We start from the raw sequence: 17218 nt of genomic DNA, 5'->3' as shown, positions 1-17218 counted from the left end.
GCAGCACATTCTCTTCGAGGGTTACCCATTCAAGGTCGATGCCCGGATTCTTCGCCTTGAAGTCATCCGTCAGCTTCTGCATCCGGATCATGTCGCCGTTGTTCACGGTCGCGATTGTCAGCGTTTCGGCCGAAGCCATGCCGGCAAACGCCAGTGCTGAGCAGGCGCCCAGCAGAAAAGTTCTCAATGTCATATCTTCCTCCCAGAAGATGGGTGTGAGCATTCGCTTCGCTCATGGGCAATTACTCAACAAATGATACAGAATGTCAATCGGCAATCGTTGCTGCGGTGCCGAAGGAGGAAGCTATCCCATTGATTTAAAACAAGTGTTTTTTGCTCAATTCCTGAGCAAAAACTCAGCCGTCTCTTCGTCGGTAATCAGCGCGTTGATTTGCTGGCCGACAACCGCGGCCCGGATCGCCTTAAACTTGCGCTTGCCCTTGGCCAGACCGATGACCATCGACGCGTCGCGGGACGGGATCGGCGCCGACGCGACGCGTTCGTTGATCGGGTTGTCGAGCAACCTGCCATCGACGTCAAAGATCCAGCCGCAGATCTCGCCGACGGCGCCGCCGCGCATCAGCTCCATCATCTCGTCCTTCTCGAGGAAACCGTCGACGCAGAGCGGCCCGTCGATACCGAGTTCGCCGATGCCGACGAAGGTGACGTCGGCCTGCGCGCTCATATCGAGCGTCGAGCGCACCAGTTGCTGGCCGTGCAGCAGCTCCCGCTCTTCCGCCGAGGTGACGAGCACCGGCAGCGGCATCGGATAGTGCCGCGCCTTCACCGCATCGGCCATGCTGAAGATGACGTTGTAATAGGCGGCCGATCCGTCGGGGGCGATATTGCCGGTCAGTGAGACGATGCGGTGATTGGGACATTCGATCGCCGGCAGCTGGTCGACAGCCGCCTTCAGCGTACGGCCGGTACCGACGGCAAGCACGATCGGCTCGGCCCGTTTCAGCCATCGTTCGATCTCGGCCGCCGCCGCCTCGGCAATACCGACGGTCGCCGACGACCCGGAATCGCTCGGCACCACCTCCACATGTTTCAGCCCGAATTTCCGCCGCAGCTGGCTGGCGAGCTCCAGGCAGGCGGCGATCGGATGATCGAGCCGCACCTTGATCAGACGCTCGGCGACCGCCAGCGACACCAACCGCTGCGCCGATTGCCGCGAGATGCCCATCGCGGCGGCGATTTCATCCTGCGTGCGCCCGGCGACGTAATAGAGCCAGCCGGCACGTGCCGCATCGTCGAGGCGTGCCGCGGTCTCGGATCTTTTTGCCATTGAATGCCTACCACGCAAAGTGAGCCGGCGTGCCGCCGCCGAACATGATTTGAAATTGTATCGCGCCAGATCAAAACAAAAATCAGGCAAATGTCGAGCCTGTTGCAAAGAGCTCCGCCAAATAACCGACGCTGCTTAGGCAAACCATTGCATGACGAGATAGATCGCCGCCTTCACCAGGCCGTAAATCACGCCGCCGGCAACGACCAGCGACACGGCCGTCATGATGAAGCCGATCAGCGCAAAGAGCCCGTCGCGGCCCAGTATGCCGAAAGCGAAGACCGAGATCGTGATTGCCGGCAGCATGTTGCCGAGCGGCACCGGCAGCAACAGCACGATCGACAGCAGTAGGCATGCGGCCCCGGCGAGATATTCCGCCGGCGGCTCGGCGAAGATCGCCAACCTCGGCTTCAGCATCCGCTCCGCCCAGGCGAGCCAGCGATGGATGCGGCCGACAATGGTTTCGAAATCCTCCCGCCGCATCGAACGGTCGGCAATCACCCTCGGCAGCCAGGGCTTCAGCCCGAAGGTCAACTGTACCGCCAGGAAGACCAACGGCGCGCCGAGCACGGCCGACGTTCCGGGCGGCGTCGGAAAAGCGTTCGGCAGCGCGAAGATCAGCATCAACGCGCTGATCGCCCGGTCGCCCATCGTCTGGAACAGATCGCCGATCGAAATCCGCTCCCGACTCCGGTCGGCGGCCAGCTGCCGCAGGATGGATGAAAGGCGACGGCCTTTGGGACGGGGTGGACGGGGTCTTCTGCGTCTGTGGGAATCGGCGTTTTCGATGGTCATGATACCAGTGAGTGATGGACGTGCGGGCTCGGATTGTGGCCACGCAATATGCCAATTGAATGACTTGCGGAACCGAATAGCGATTGAGGCCGCGAGCGCATGGCAGACCGGCGAATGAAGGCTTGTAATTCCCCGCCAACAGTGCGAGCAGACAGCACAGACCAGAGAAACGGCAGGGTGGCAATGATCATCTCATTCGACATCGGCGGCTCCGCCATAAAGGGTGGCGTTGCCCGTTCCGAGACGGACATCGTCCCCCTCGGCCGGCGCCCGACGCCGAAGGATGATTTCGCCGCTTTCGTCGACACCCTGCGTGCCATCATCGCCGAAACCGGCGAAGAGCCGAGCCGTATTGCGCTTTCCATCGCCGGCGTGGTCGATCCCGACACGCAGCGGCTGATCTGCGCCAACATTCCCTGCATCCATGGCCGCACGCTGGCCGCCGATCTCGAAGCCGAACTCCGTCTGCCGGCACTGATCGCCAATGACGCCGATTGCTTCGCCATGGCCGAGGCCGGCCTCGGCGCCGGTCGCGGCCATCGCATCGTCTTCGGCGCCATACTCGGCACCGGCGTCGGCGGCGGCCTGATTGCCGATGGCCGCCTCGTCAATGAGGCCGGCGGTTTTGCCGGCGAATGGGGTCACGGGCCGATCATCGCCTCGGCAGCCGGCAATCCGCCTGCCGCCATTCCCGCCTATGCCTGCGGCTGCGGCCAGAAAGGCTGCGTCGACACCGTCGGCGGCGCCCGTGGCCTGGAGCGCCTGCACAAGACGCTGCATGATCTCGACCTTTCGAGCGAAGAGATCATCGCTCAATGGCAGCGTGGCGAGGAGAAGGCGACACGGACGATCGACGTCTATGTCGATCTCGTCGCCTCGCCCCTGGCGCTGACGATCAACATCACCGGCGCGACCATCGTGCCCGTCGGCGGCGGCCTGTCCAATGTCGAGCCGCTGCTTGCTGAACTCGACCACGCCGTGCGCGCCCGCATCCTGCGCAAGTTCGACCGGCCGCTGGTGGTGCGCAGCCAATGCCGCATCGAACCCGGCCTGATCGGCGCAGCGCTGCTCGGGCTGAAAGCCGAAGCATTGCTTCCTAAAGCATAGGCCACATCCGCACGATCGCTGCGAACCTGTCCCAATCCTTCCGGTCCGAGGGTGTCCATGCGGCCTCGGCGACGGCTGGAAGGCGCGGAAAGACCAGCCGGTTGAAATAGGCGCGAGAGAGAAAGTTTTCAGTCCAGATGCAAGCGTGGATGCCGCGCATCTTCTCCTGCAGCGCCTGCGGCAGTTCGCCCTCGGCTTCGTAAGCATAGGTATGTTCCGGGGCCGAATAGCCTGCCCATGCCGCGCCGGGCTCCGCCCAGGCTTCGGCCTGCGCCATGTCGAGATAATAGGCCTGTCCCGGCGTCATCACCACGTCGTAGCCTTGCTGCGCCAGCTCGACGCCGACGGCAGGCTTTTCCCACGCCATCAGCAGCGTGCCGTCGCGATCGACACCGCCGCCATGCGAGACCTCGTTCCAGCCGGCGAGCTTCCTGCCGCGCTCCGACAGCATCATCTTGATGCGTTTCAGGAAATAAGACTGCAGCTCGGCGGTGCCGGCAAGCTTCTCCCGCTTCATCAGTGCCTGACAGAGTGGCGAGCAAAGCCAGGCGCCCTGCGCTACCTCGTCGCCGCCGATGTGGATATATTCGCTCGGAAACAGCGTCACGACTTCGTCGAATACCTTGCCGAGAAATTCATAGGTGAATTCGACCGCCGGATTGAGCGCATTGTTGGCGTAACCCTGCACTGCGTGATAGCTGTCCGGCGCTTCCTGCCCGTCGACGAGCTGGGCAGCGAGAACAAGGCTGCGGTGTTGTGGCCTGGAATGTCGATTTCCGGCACGACCGCGACACCGAGCGAGGCGGCATGCGCAACGATCCGCCTTATATCATCCTGCGTGTAATGGCCGGCGCGTGTTTCCGCCCCGTCGCCGAGCTGTGGCACGAGGACCTCGTCCGGCCCGCGCCGCGCGCCGATCTCCGTCAGCGCTGGATAGGCCTTGATCTCCAGCCGCCAGGCTTCGTCGTCGGTCAGGTGCCAATGAAAGATATTGAGCTTGTTCCAGGCGAGGATATCGATCAGCCGCAGGATGTCGGCGACCGGATAGAACTGCCGGGACACATCGAGATGGCAGCCGCGCCAGTCATAACGCGGCTGGTCGGCGATCGTGCCGAAGTTGGGGAATTTAAATCGTTCGCCATCGGCGCAGGCGCCATGCAGCAGCTGCGCCAGGCTGATGAGGCCGTAGCGCCGCCCCGCGTCATCCGCGCTCGAAAGCACGATCTCATGCGCGGTGAAACGCAGCTCGTAGGCGAAGGCAGCGATCGACGATTCGGCGACGAAACGAATGCGCCGCCCGCCTTCGACGGCACTCAGCGAAAACGGCGCGTCTTCGGCTGAGTAGAGGCGCTGGTAGAGAGAAAGAACCTGGGAGAGGGCCTCGATCGCATCAGGCGGCGTCCTCTCGGCCGGATAGAGGGTGGCGGGCAAGTCACCCGCCTTCAGCCCGAGCGACAGCGGCCAGGGGAGCAGCGCGTAGGGTTCGTCGGCTTTGCCCGGCGGCAAGAGCGGCGGCGACACACCGCCATCCCGGCCTTCAAGCATCAGATCGCCGAAATCGACCGGAAGGTGACGGCCGTCGGCAAGCGTCAGATAAGCAGATTTGACGCCAGCCGTGACATGTTTCGGCTCTCGGCTCAGCCCCTCGACAGTGAACCGCCAGCGCCCGCCCGGCGGTACACTCAGCCCCTCAGGCGGCAGGAACTCATGAAAATGCGCAACCTGCCGCTTGAGGCTGGCGCCAGCGCAGACATGTTTGCCGGCAACCCGCGTCTCGGACGTATAGCAGAGCAAGAAGCCGGACAACGGCTCGGCAGAAAGATTGTGGAGCGTGAAGGTCAAGCGCCCGAAACTGCCTTCGACCGGGCGCCAGCTTGTCTCCAGACTATAATCGGCCATGTCGCGCCCTCCCCGTCAACGAACGGCCGGGATCACGGCTGGTCTTCCGGCAGTCCTTCGCAGCTTAGCCTGTTCGGGACTTCAATGGAATCGGCGCGAACTCAGACGGGGCGGACTTTGACGAAGACCTGTCGTCGGCAAAGGAAAGCGGCGCGGCTTTCGCCGCGCCGTCCTCACTCTGCTGCCAACGCCGGCGGATGTCTGTCATCCGCCTCTTCCTGGATGGCGTCGGCATCCCGACCTGGTTCGTCCCTTGCCTTCGGCTCCCGGCCGAAGAAGAGAGCGTAGCCGGCGGGCAGAACCAGAATTGTCAGCACTGTCGCAACCAGGATGCCGCCCATCATTGCGTAGGCGAGCGGACCCCAGAAGACGCCGCGCGAGATTGGGATCAGCGCCAGGACGGCGGTCAGCGCCGTCAGCATGATCGGCCGGAAACGCCGCACGGCAGCCCCGACGATCGCCTCCTGCCGGTGCATGCCGGCCTTGATGTCCTGGTCGATCTGATCGACCAGGATGATCGAATTGCGCATGATGATGCCGAGCAGGGCGATGACGCCGAGGATCGCCACGAAGCCGAAAGGAGCGCCGCTGATCAGCAGGGCGGCGGCCGCACCGATGATGCCGAGCGGCCCGGTGGCGAGCACCAGCATCGCCTTGCCGAAATGCTGCAGCTGCACCATCAGCAGTACGATGATCACCGCAAGCATGATCGGCGCCTTGGCGGCGATCGACATCTGGCTTTCCGCCGCGTCCTCGGCGCCGCCCTGGATTTCGACCTTGTAGCCGGCAGGCAGGCTGTCGCGCATGTCCTTCATGTCGGCATACATTTTCATCACCACGTCGTTCGGCTGCACCCCATCCGGCAGCGTCGCCCGCACGGTGATGGTCGGCAGCCTGTCGCGCCGCCATTCGATGCCCTGCTCCATAACCGGCACGACCTTGGCAAGCTGCGAGACCGGCACGAAACCGCCGAAATCCGTCGGCACATAGACCGAGTTGACCGCCGACAGCAGAGAACGGCTGGCGTCCGGCTCGCGGGCAACGATCGAGACCGTCTCCTCGCCGTCACGGAAATCGTCGAGGGCGGCACCCGACATGGCGGTCTGCAGCATCTGGCGCACGCGCTGCGAGGTGACGCCGAGCGCCCGGGCCCGGTCCTGGTCGATCACCAGCTTCATTGCCGGCACCTGTTCCAGCCAGTCGTCGTGGATGGCGCCGAGCATGGGGTTGGCCTGAAAGCGCGCCTTCACCTGATCGGCGATTGCCCGCACTTCTTGGCGGTCGGGCCCCATGACCCGCATCTGCACCGGCCAGCCTGTGGGCGGGCCAAGGAAGAGCCGATCGACCTTGCCGCGAATCTCCGGGAAATCTTCCGCAAGGATCGTCCGCAGCTTGACGATCAGCCGCTCGCGCGCCGGTTCGTCATTGGCCATGACGAGGAGCTGGGCGAAGTTCGGATTGCGCAACTGCTGGTCGAGCGGCAGGAAGAAGCGCGGCGCACCTTCGCCGATATAGGTGGCGATGAACCGCTTGTCAGGATCATCCATCATCTTCGCTTCCAGCGCCTTGGCCTGGACCTCGACCTCCTTGATGCTGGTGCCCTCGGGTAGCCAGAGATCGACGAGGATTTCCGGCCGCGACGATTGCGGGAAGAAATTCTGTGGAATGAACTGGAAGGCCCAGAGGCTGGTGGCAAAGGTGCCGAGCGTCAAGAGCAGCACGATAACCCGATGGCGTACCGCCCAGCCGACCGTGCCGCGCAGACGCCGATAGAAGCGCGTGTCGAAGGCGTCGTGATGCTCGCCGGCGTGATGGCGCTGCTTGAGGATCATATAGCCGAGCCACGGCGTGAAATAGACCGCGACGAACCAGGAGGTGACGAGCGCGATGCCGACGACATAAAACAGCGAACGCACATATTCACCGGCCGTCGATGCCGCGAAGCCGACGGGTATGAAGCCGGCCGTGGTGATCAGCGTGCCCGTCAGCATCGGGAAGGCGGTCGAGGAATAGGCGAAGCTTGCAGCTTCGATCTTGACCAGCCCCTCCTCCAGCTTTCGCTCCATCATCTCGACGACGATCATCGCATCGTCGACGAGCAGGCCGAGCGCGATGATCAGCGCTCCGAGCGAAATGCGCTGCAGGTCGATGCCGAGTTCGTACATCAGCGCGAATGTGGCGGCGAGCACCAGTGGAATGGCGATGGCGATGACCAGGCCCGAGCGCCAGCCGATCGACAGGAACGAGACCACCAGCACAATGACCAGGGCTTCGCCGAGCGCATGCATGAATTCGCTGACCGCATCCGTCACCACGTCGGGCTGATTGGCAATCTGATCGACGGCAACGCCATAAGGCAGCGCCTCCTCGAAGCGCTGATAGGTCGCCTCGACGCCCTTGCCGACGTCGGTGACGTTGAAGCCCTTGGCCATCACGACGCCGACCTGAACGCTGTCATGGCCGTTGAAACGATACTTGCGCTGATAGGGATCTTCGAGCCCGGAACTGACGGTGGCGATATCGCCGAGCCGCGTCACCTGGCCGCCGGCGCGAAGGCGCAACTCGCGGATATCCTCCGCCTTCTTCACGTCGCCTTCGACGGAAATGCGCACTGAGCGCAGGCCGGTATCGACGGAACCTGCCGGATCGACATTGTTCTGGCCCTTGATGGCGTTCTGCAGATCGAGGATCGTCAGGCCTCGCTCGGCAAGCGCTTTGGACGAGACGTCGATATAGATCTTCTCAGGCTGGTCGCCGATGATCACCGCCTTCTCGACACCAGGTGTCGTCAGCAGCATGTCGCGCGCCTGGATCGCGAATTTCTTCAGTTCCGGATAGGAATAGCCCTCGCCGCTGATCGAATGCAGCGTGATGAAAGTATCGCCGAACTCGTCGTTGAAATAGGGGCCGAGCAGGCCCTGCGGCAGCTCGCTGGAGATGTCGCCGACCTTCTTGCGCGCCTGGTAGAAGGCATCTGCCACGTCCTTCGAATTCGTGTCGCCCTTGACCTGCAGGGTGATGATCGCACTGCCGGCCCGCGTATAGGACTTCACCCAGTCGATATGCGGCGTTTCCTGCAGCTTGCGCTCGATCTTGTTGACGACCTGGTCTTCCATCTCCTGGATGGAAGCGCCCGGCCAGATCGCCTGAACAACCATGACGCGGAAGGTGAATTCGGGATCCTCGCGCTGGCCCATGCGCATCAGACCGAGCACTCCGGTGATGATGATCAGCCCGAAGAGGAAGCGGGCTATGCTCGGATGGCCGATCGCCCAGCGAGACAGATTGAAGGGCCGCTTTTCGGTGGTGTTGGCGTCCATGGTTTTATTCCCTTTTGCGACGCGATCAGCGGACGGTCTGTTCCGTATCGGCGAGCGCCGACTGCTGGTCCGGCACCTTCACCTTCAGATTTTCGGTCATGAACTGCGTGCCGGCCGCGACGACGAGATCGCCGGTATCGAGGCCTTCGGTTACATGCACGCCGTCGCCGGTGAAATCGGCGACCTGGATGTCGCGGCCATGCACGGTCGCCGTATCGCGGTCGACGGTCCAGACCATCTGCTTGCCGTCTTTCTCAGCCAGTGCGCTGAGTGGGATGGAGACATAGCTGTTGCCGTTATCGACATCGGCCTCGATCGTCGCCGTCATGCCGAGCAGCACGCGCGGATCGTTCGGCAGGCTGACCCGCACCGCGAAAGTGCGCGACTGCTGGTCGGCGCTCCCGGAAACCTCGCGCACCTTGCCGTCGAGCAGCAGCTTTTTATCGGCCCAGAAGCTTGTCTTGACGGTCTTGCCCGGCTTGAATTCGGCAATGTCGTTTTCCGGAATCGCGATCTGCACTTCCTTCTCGCCGTCGACGGCAACGGTGACGACGGCCGTGCCGGAGCCGACGACCTGACCGGTATCGGCATTGATTGATGTGACGATGCCGTTCTGGCCGGCCTTGAGCTCGGTGTAGCTCACCTGGTTCTTCGCCTGGTCAAGTGCGGAGAGCGCGGCATCGCGCTGCGAAATCGCCTGGTCGTGGCTGAGGGCGGCCTGCTCGAGCTGCGATTTCGGAGCGACGCTCTTGTCGAAAAGCTGCTCGGCGCGTTTATTGGCAAGATCGGCGGTTTCGACGCTTCTTTCGGCCGCGGCGAGATTGGCTTCCGCCGTCTTGACCGCCAGCTGGTAATCAGTGGCGTCGACACGGGCGAGAACGTCACCCGGCATCACCCGGTCGCCGATATCGACGAGGCGCTCTGTGATCTTGCCGGCGACGCGAAACCCGAGGTTCATCTCCGTGCGCGCCTTGACCGAGCCGGAATAGTCGAGCTTGCGGGTATCGCCGGCCTTGGCGATCTCGACGACCTTTACCGGCCGGATGACTTGCTTGACCTCAGCCTTCTCTTCCGAGCAGGCGGAAACGCCGATGCCGATGGCGCCGACAAACACGAGGCGGGCGACGGACGGCATGCGATGGCTGAGGGTCTTGAGCGAAAACATCTTCCGCACTCCTGGATCGTTTCGGGGGTCTTGGCGGCGGCTGCCGCCCGTTATTTCTTCAGCGCCCTGATCACGTAGTCGATCAGTTCGTCGACACTCGCGCGGTTGGTTTTGGCAAGACATTGCGCCACCATCTGCGGATGGCAGAGATTGATCGTCGCCGCGCCGAAGCAACGTGACGCGACGACCGGGTCCTGCTCGGCGAACTCGCCCGCAGCAATCCCCTCGGCAATTATTTCGGCAATCAGATCATGGACGCGGTCGATATGTTTCTCGATGACATGCCAGTCGCGCTCGATCGCGACGATGATCATCTCGTGGACCTTCATTTCGTCGAGCATCAGATCGAGCGTCAACTGATGCTGGGTCTCGACATAGCGGCGCAGCCGCTCGCTGGCGCTGATCGGCTGATGGCGGATGTCGTAGGCGATTTGATAGGCGGTGGCGAGCATGCGGCCGCAGAGCGCCTGGTGGATTTCCACCTTGGAGGCAAAGAAACGATAGATATTGGCCGGCGACATGCCGAGATCGCGGGCAATGTCGGCCACCGTCGTCTTGCTGTAGCCATAGTGACGAAACAGCCGCTCGGCCGCATCAAGAATGCGGGTGACATTCTCCTGCCGGATGACGTCGAGCGTATTTTCCGTGATGTCGTCCATGGTTTTGATGCCCGAATTACGACTGACGATTTTTGAATTTCGTCAGTCGTAAAATATCAGGCATCATTTGTCAATACTCCGCCGAGGAGCGGGCGTCGTCAATCGATGGACGGTCAGGGTTTAGAGAGAGATGATGAACACCCGGTAAAATGGAAAGTGCCGCGGCTCGGAAGCACGCGGCACATCGTCGGCGGCAGGATATCAGCTCAGCTTGACGTCGAGCGTGATCGGAACGGCGGCGAGCGCCTTGGAGATCGGGCAGCCGGCCTTTGCCTTGTTGGCAAGTTCGGTGAAGGTCGCCTCATCGGCGCCGGGAATACGGCCGGTGAGCGAAAGATGGATGGCGGTGATGGCAAAGCCGCCCTCGACGCTTTCGAGCGTTACCTTGGCGGATGTTTCCATATGCTCGGCCGTAAAGCCGGCTTCCCCGAGGATCAACGACAGCGCCATGGTGAAGCAGCCGGCATGGGCAGCACCGATCAGCTCTTCCGGGTTGGTGCCGGCAATGCCTTCGAAGCGGCTGGCAAAGCCGTAGGGATAGTCCTTCAGGGCGCCGCTCTGCGTCGAGATCAGGCCTTTGCCGTCTTTGAGGCCACCGGTCCAATGGGCCGAAGCCGTACGATTGATCTGCATGCCGTCCTCCTGTTTCGATTGTGCTTCGAGCAAGCGGCAGGGCGCCGCTCCATGCCTTCGGGAGTTCTGAGAGCCTCCCCGATGGACAATATAATGCTCTATCTTGAGAAGACGACAGGCCTGTAAAAATCAGCAGCGGCCGAAGCGTTTTCAGGCCGGATGCTGCAGCACGCCGAGACCGCCGTCGATCGTCAGGCAGGTGGCGTTCATGAACGGGCACTCGTCGGAGATCATGAAAACGGCAGCCATGGCGATCTCCTCAGGCGTGGCGATGCGCCCGCCGGGATGTAGCTTCATCGTCTCGGCTTTGGCCGCCTCCGGATCGGCAAAGCCGTTCCAGTAGTCGATCACTTTCTGCGTCGAGACATAGCCCGGCGCCAGCGCATTCACCCGGATGTTGTGGGCCGCATATTCGAGACCCAGGGATTTCGTCATTCCCAGCAGCGCGTGTTTTGCCAGCGGATAGGGAAATGTGTGCGGGATGATGGTGAAAGCATGCGTCGAAGCGATATTGAGGATGACGCCGCCGCCCTGTTCGATGAGGCCAGGCAGCACCGCCTTGCAGCAGTTCCACGCACCCTTGAGGTTGATGTCGAAGCAGCGGTTCCACAGCTCGTCGGTCGTCTCGAGTGGTTCGGCGAAGACATTGACGCCGGCATTGTTGACCAGCGCGTTCAACTGCCCGATCTCTTCATTCGCCTGAGCGACCAACGTCGTGATCGTTCCCGCATCGGTAATGTCGGCCGGCAGATAGCCGAGCCGGCCACCAATGCTTTGGAGCTCTTTCGCTGACTTCGCCAGCAGTGCGGCGTCGCGATCGACGAGAAAGACGGCCGCATCCTCCCTCAAGAAGGCCTTCGCCATCGCAAGACCGATGCCCTGCGCGGCGCCAGTTATCAGAATGTGCTTGCCCTGCAGCCGGCCGCCCATCTATCTCCCCTCCGATTGTGCCGGCAGCGCCGCCATCAGGATCGTCACCGAGCCGGCAAGGATTTCGCCGGGCGCAAGCGGCATGAGCCCGCCGAAATCAGGCAGATGGTGGCCATTCGGCAGGTGGCTCATCGGCTCGAGGCAGAAGAAGTCGTTCCGGTCGACCGGCATATAGAGCATGAAGCGATCGAGCGCGCCGTCGGCTTCCAGCGCCGCCTGAAATCCAAGGTCCGGCCAGGCGATGGCGGCCCGCCCGTTCCAGCCCTCGAAGGCATTGTTCATCCATCTCTGCGGCAAGAGCTTTTCCGATCTGAAATCGAAATAGTCGGGCACAGGAGCGGGCACATCAGGCAGGTGGTCCGGCCGCTCGCTCCAGTAGCGATCGGCCGCAATCGTGAGCCGCGTCTTCGGCGTCCGTACGAAGAAAGGGTGTTGACCGAGCCCGAAGGGAAGCGCCGCCTCGCCGCGGTTTTCGACGGAGAGCGCCAGTATCAGCGCATCGCCAGCGACCCGAACCTCCTGCCGGGTGAGATAGGCGTAGGGTGAAACCCTGTCGGCGGCCCGGGAAAAGACGAATTGCGCATATTCTGAACTGCAGTCTTCAACCTGCCAAAGGCCGAGCCAGCCGTCACCGTGCCGATAGAGCGGGTCTGAGGTATTCGGCTGGAAGGCGTAGTCGCGTCCGGCAAAAGACATGCTGTTGCCTTCGACGCGATTGCCGAATGGCACCATCGCAAAATTCGCCATCGCTCCGTCGGGCCCGCCGGCCGCAACGAGAAAGGGGATGCCTCGAAACGTCGCGGCGGTAACCGCGGCACCTCGGGGGCTGACCCGGACGGTGAGATCGCCGTGCCTCAGTTCGATGTCGCTTACGGTCTGCCCTTCACTCATCCGCGTCGTCCTGCAGCCGAAGATCGCAAATTGTCGAGCAGCACGGCGATCAGCAGGATCAACCCGCGCACGACATACTGATAGAATGCCTGGATATTCAGCAGATTCATAACGTTTTCGGCAATGCCCATGATCAGTACGCCGACGATGACGCCGCTCATCGCCGCCCGGCCGCCGGCCAGCGAAACGCCGCCGAGAACGCAGGCCGAAATCACCGACAGCTCAAGTCCGGTCGCCGCATTCGGCTGGCCGGAGGTGATGCGCGAGGCAAGCAGGATGCCGGCAATGCCGCAGATGAGGCCCTGCAGCGCAAAGATCCAGATGCGCGTGTTGACAACATTGACGCCGGCAAGCCGCGAGGCTTCGGGATTGCCGCCGATCGCCAGCGTGTTCTTGCCGAAGACGGTCCGGTTGAGCACGAAACCGAAGAGGATGAAAAGCATCAGCATGATCCAGATCGGCGTCGGCACCGTCAGAAAGCGCGACAGGGCCAGCTGATAAAAGGCCGGATCATTGATGCCGACGGCACGGCCATCCGAGGCGATCAGCGCCAGCCCGCGCACGATCTGCATCGTCGCAAGCGTGGTGATCAGCGCGTTGATGCGGAACCGGGCGATGACGATGCCGTTGACGAAGCCGACGACGGCGCCGCACAGCAGAGCAGCGAGCAACCCGAGAGGGATGGAGCCCGTGGCGTTCGAGACCATCACGGCGATCATGCCCGAGAAGGCGACGATCGACCCGACCGAAAGATCGAAATCGCGCGAGGCGAGGCAGAACATCATCGTGCAAGCAACGATACCGATGGTGACCACCGACTGCAGCAGCCCCAGCATGTTTCGCTCGGTCAGGAAGTTAGGCACGAAGAGCGAGACGATCACGAAGGCGGCGGCGAAGATCACCACCAAGCCCTGTTCGCCGAGAAGGATTTTTTTCAACGCATTCATCGTCCGTATTCCTGATCTTAAATGGTGCCGGCGGCATTCTTGTCGGGCAGTGCTGCCGTCAGGATGGCGCGCTCGTCGAAATCCTGCCGGGCGACATTGGCCGCCACCCTGCCCTGGCACATCACCATGATGCGATCGCAGATGCCCATGACCTCGGGCAATTCGCTTGATATCACCACGATCGCCATGCCGCCGGCCGCAAGTTCGTAAAGGATCTCGTAAATTTCCGATTTCGCCCCGACGTCGATTCCGCGCGTCGGCTCGTCTATGACCAGGACCTTGATCCCCTGCTCGGAAAGCCAGCGGCCGAGAATAACCTTCTGCTGGTTGCCGCCGGAGAGATTGATGATGTCCTGCTTGCGCGACGGGGTTCGCACCCGAAGCCGGGCGATAAACCGATCGGCCAGCGCCGCCTCTTTTCTCGGACTCAAAATGCCGAGGGGCGAGAAGTGCCGGCGCGACGAAATCGCGATATTCTCTTCGATCGACCGGCCCTGGACGATGCCGTCGAATTTGCGGTCCTCCGGGCAGAGCACCATGCCGGCCTTGATCGCCGCCTTCGGACTGTTCGGCAAGACGACAACGCCGTCGATGGCGACCTGGCCTTGATGCCTGGCATCCACGCCGTAGAGCAGCCGCGCCATCTCGCTGCGACCGGCGCCGATCAGGCCGAAGAAGCCGAGAATCTCACCCCGGCGGACGGAAAAACCGATCGGGTTGCGCAGCTTCGGTCCCGACAGCCCCTTGACCTCCAGCCTGATGTCGCCGAGCGGACGTTCGCGCCATCCCCAGACATTGCTGATCTCGCGCCCGACCATTTCCGAGATGATCTGCTCCCGCGTCGTCTCGGTGATATCGGAATGGTGGGCGGCAAGCCTGCCGTCGCGAAGCACCGTGAGGCTGTCGCAAAGCCGAAAAATCTCGTCGAGACGATGCGAGACGTAGAGAATGACCGTTCCCTTCGCCTTCAGCCTGTCGATGAGGGAAAACAGGATTTCGCTCTCGCGCGAGGAGAGCGAGGAGGTCGGCTCGTCAAGCGCAATCACCCGCGCGTCTAGCATGACCGCCTTGGCGATCTCGACCATCTGCCGCGCGCCGATCGAAAGCGAGGCGACCTTGGCCGACGGATCGACATCGATGCCGATTTCCTCGAGCTTCGTCCGCACCGTCTCGATCAGCCGTGTCGAATGGATGACGCCGCCCTTGGCGGGAAAGCGCCCAAGCCAGAGATTCTCGGCGACCGTCAGCTCCGGAACAAGCTGCAGTTCCTGATGGATGACGACGATGCCGGCATGAAAAGCGTCACGCACGGATCCGTATTTCTGCTCCTCGCCATCGATCAGGATGCGGCCGTTATCGGCAGCCTGATCGCCGGACAGAACGCGGATCAGCGTCGATTTGCCGGCGCCGTTCTCGCCCATCAGGCCATGCACCGCGCCCTTCTCGACGGAGAAGGAAACATCCGCCAGCGCCTGCACGCCGGGATAGCCCTTGGAGATATGGTTGAATTCGAGGAAAGCCATCACCGCTCCACCGAGAGGATCCGGCGGCACGCTGAGCGGCCGCCGTCTATATCATCCTGGAAGGATTACTCGATGCCTAGATCCTTGCGGACCTTGTCGTAATCGCCGCGCAGCGCCAGCGAACCGGAGGTCAGCGTCAGCTTTTCCGGCGCCTTGTCGTTGGCGATCCAGTCGTACATGTTGAGCGCCGTCTCGTAGCCGTGGCGCTTCGGCGAGATGATGACGGTGCCGAAGAAGCCAGTCGCCGCCGGCTTCTTGAACTCGTTGATCGCCGATTCCGCGCCGCCGATGCCGACACCGATGACGTTCGTCGCCGGAATGCCGACCGATTCGGATGCACGGACGGCGCCGAGGACGGCTTCATCGTTGAGGCCGAAGGCGACCCAGTATTTCACGTCGGCATGCTTGTTGAGAACGGTGGTCGCCGCGTTGAGCGCCGCTTCCGTATCCGTCTTCGCCTGAGGCGCATCATAGATGTTTTCGGCCGGGAAGCCGGCGGACTTCAGCACCGACATCGCGCCTTCGACGCGGTCGACGGCCGTCGGCAACTGGTCATAGGAGACCCGCACGGCGCCGACATTCTTCATGTCCCAACCGCGCTTCTTGATTTCGTCTACGATCGCCTGGCCGACGGTCTCGCCGATCTTGGTGGCCGAAATGCCCATATGCGGCACCTCTTCCAGCGGCTTGCCGTCGGCGCTGACGAGGCGGTCGTCGACCGTCATCAGCTTCAGCTGGTTGGCTTCGGCCTTGGCGACGATGCCGGGGCCGAGTTTGACGTCGGGCGTGCAGATTATGAAGCCCTGCGCACCTTGGGCGCCGAGATTGTCGATCGCCGACTGGACCTTCTCGCCATCTTCGGCGCCGATCTTGACGACGGTGAAGCCTTTTTCCTTGGCGGCCTGGTCGGCGAACTTCCATTCGTCCTGGAACCACGGCTCCTCAGGTTGCTTGACAATAAACCCGATCTTCACGTCTGCGGAAAATGCCGAGCCGGCTGCCAGAATGGCGAAAGTGCCAGCCAGAATGGCTGCTTTGAACAAGCGCATGTCTCTCTCCCTAAACTCCAAAAACGAGCAGCTGCCTCCCAGGCAACGTCCAATGAATTATGATAAATCATCATACCAGTCAATTGCCAATGTATGATGATTGGAATAATAGGATTATTGACGAGATGCCGGGGAGGAAGCGTCGCAAAGCGGATCGAATTCGGATAATCAGGTTCGATTGCCTAGCACGCGAGACAGAGCGGAGAGGTGAGTTGGAAACAATCGAGCGACAGGGCGGGGCCGAAAGCCGCCGCATCGAGCGCCGCCCGCGCGTACGCCGCAACGTCACGGCGGCGATCGCTCAGGATATTTGTGCGGACCGCTATCCCGCGGGCTCGCCGCTGCCCCGCGAGAACGATCTCTGCGAGCTCTACGGCGTCAGCCGCACCGTCATTCGCGAATCGCTGAAAGTGCTGGAATCCAAAGGCCTTGTCCGTGGCAAGCCGCGCATCGGAACCACCGTCTGCGACAAGGACGATTGGAATATCTTGGACGCTGACGTGCTTGAATGGATGGGTCCCTATATCAAGGATTTCGACCTGCTCGGCTGCATTCTCGAAGCCCGCCGCACCATCGAACCGGCAGCCGCCGAATATGCTGCCGAGCGCGCCAGCGCCCAGGAGATCGCCGATCTCGACAAGGCCTGGCGGCAGATGCGTGACAGTGCCGGCGACCCGGAAAGCTTCACCGATGCCGATGTCATGTTCCATACGGTGCTGCTGACGGCTAGCCACAACCAGGTCTTCCGCCGTCTGTCGAGCGCCATTCATGCGGCGCTGAAATATGCGCTGCATGCCTCCAACATCGGCGTCGAGAATCGCGAGGATGCGGTGCTCGTTCACGGCCAGTTGGTCGAGGCCTTGCGCATGCGCGACAAGGCCGGCGCCCGCGACTGCGCCAACCGCATGCTCGATCTAGCGGTGCGCGATCTTGCCGCCGCCGAAAAAGCGATCGGCAGAACGAAATAAGCAATCCGCGGCTGGCCGCCCGTCAAAAAATCTGAAGAGAGACT

13 protein-coding genes and 2 pseudogenes are annotated in these 17218 nt (G+C 62.2%); 2 read left to right on the top strand and 13 right to left on the bottom strand.

Annotated elements, in window-relative coordinates:
- The 3 genes and pseudogenes from K6N12_RS32485 to K6N12_RS32475 form a co-directional block, all read right to left on the bottom strand.
- Positions 1-193 (bottom strand): annotated as a pseudogene (locus K6N12_RS32485) (sugar ABC transporter substrate-binding protein); the annotation flags it as partial.
- 144 nt (positions 194-337) lie between these two features.
- The gene (locus K6N12_RS32480) at positions 338-1288 is read right to left on the bottom strand and encodes a sugar-binding transcriptional regulator (protein WP_003582447.1); all 951 of its coding nucleotides are present in this window, start codon (positions 1286-1288) and stop codon (positions 338-340) included.
- Positions 1289-1423: 135 nt separating this feature from the next.
- On the bottom strand, positions 1424-2002 hold the full coding sequence (locus K6N12_RS32475; protein ID WP_179612313.1) for an exopolysaccharide biosynthesis protein: 579 nt from the start codon (positions 2000-2002) through the stop codon (positions 1424-1426).
- Between the two features lie 264 nt (positions 2003-2266).
- Here K6N12_RS32475 and K6N12_RS32470 point away from each other — a divergent pair, with 264 nt between their 5' ends.
- Positions 2267-3190 carry an ROK family protein gene (locus tag K6N12_RS32470; RefSeq protein WP_097629986.1) on the top strand — a complete coding sequence of 308 codons (924 nt, stop codon included), beginning with the start codon at positions 2267-2269 and terminating at the stop codon, positions 3188-3190.
- On the opposite strand, the pseudogene K6N12_RS32465 reads toward K6N12_RS32470, so the two are convergent.
- The 10 genes and pseudogenes from K6N12_RS32465 to K6N12_RS32420 form a co-directional block, all read right to left on the bottom strand.
- A pseudogene (locus K6N12_RS32465) lies at positions 3180-5089 on the bottom strand (beta-N-acetylhexosaminidase). The gene K6N12_RS32470 and the pseudogene K6N12_RS32465 overlap by 11 nt on opposite strands.
- A 173-nt stretch (positions 5090-5262) precedes the next feature.
- Complete coding sequence (locus K6N12_RS32460) at positions 5263-8409, bottom strand: efflux RND transporter permease subunit (RefSeq protein ID WP_097629985.1); 3147 nt, start codon at positions 8407-8409, stop codon at positions 5263-5265.
- A 25-nt stretch (positions 8410-8434) separates the two neighbouring features.
- Positions 8435-9574: an efflux RND transporter periplasmic adaptor subunit gene (locus K6N12_RS32455; protein ID WP_131711857.1), complete on the bottom strand. Its 1140-nt coding sequence runs from the start codon at positions 9572-9574 to the stop codon at positions 8435-8437.
- A 50-nt stretch (positions 9575-9624) separates the two neighbouring features.
- Complete coding sequence (locus tag K6N12_RS32450; protein ID WP_097629983.1) at positions 9625-10233, bottom strand: TetR/AcrR family transcriptional regulator; 609 nt, start codon at positions 10231-10233, stop codon at positions 9625-9627.
- Positions 10234-10434: 201 nt separating this feature from the next.
- Positions 10435-10866, bottom strand: coding sequence for an OsmC family protein (locus K6N12_RS32445; protein WP_097629982.1), 432 nt, complete (start codon positions 10864-10866; stop codon positions 10435-10437).
- 150 nt (positions 10867-11016) lie between these two features.
- The gene (locus K6N12_RS32440) at positions 11017-11796 is read right to left on the bottom strand and encodes an SDR family oxidoreductase (protein ID WP_131711856.1); all 780 of its coding nucleotides are present in this window, start codon (positions 11794-11796) and stop codon (positions 11017-11019) included.
- The gene (locus K6N12_RS32435; protein ID WP_097629980.1) at positions 11797-12687 is read right to left on the bottom strand and encodes an aldose 1-epimerase; all 891 of its coding nucleotides are present in this window, start codon (positions 12685-12687) and stop codon (positions 11797-11799) included. It abuts the gene before it with no gap.
- Entirely contained in the window at positions 12684-13634 is a 951-nt protein-coding gene (gene araH / locus K6N12_RS32430) for an L-arabinose ABC transporter permease AraH (RefSeq protein ID WP_097629979.1), read from the bottom strand. Before araH ends, K6N12_RS32435 begins: the two co-directional genes overlap by 4 nt.
- Before the next feature lie 17 nt (positions 13635-13651).
- Positions 13652-15157: an L-arabinose ABC transporter ATP-binding protein AraG gene (araG, locus tag K6N12_RS32425; RefSeq protein WP_097629978.1), complete on the bottom strand. Its 1506-nt coding sequence runs from the start codon at positions 15155-15157 to the stop codon at positions 13652-13654.
- 65 nt (positions 15158-15222) lie between these two features.
- Positions 15223-16206, bottom strand: a complete 984-nt coding sequence (locus tag K6N12_RS32420) for an arabinose ABC transporter substrate-binding protein (protein WP_097629977.1) — start codon at positions 16204-16206, stop codon at positions 15223-15225.
- A 212-nt stretch (positions 16207-16418) separates the two neighbouring features.
- Here K6N12_RS32420 and K6N12_RS32415 point away from each other — a divergent pair, with 212 nt between their 5' ends.
- Entirely contained in the window at positions 16419-17174 is a 756-nt protein-coding gene (locus K6N12_RS32415) for a FadR/GntR family transcriptional regulator (RefSeq protein ID WP_097629976.1), read from the top strand.
- Positions 17175-17218: the final 44 nt, after the last annotated feature.

Source organism: Rhizobium redzepovicii, from assembly GCF_019793435.1.
Classification (GTDB): Bacteria; Pseudomonadota; Alphaproteobacteria; order Rhizobiales; family Rhizobiaceae; genus Rhizobium; species Rhizobium redzepovicii.
This window is presented reverse-complemented; position numbering and strand designations above follow the sequence as displayed.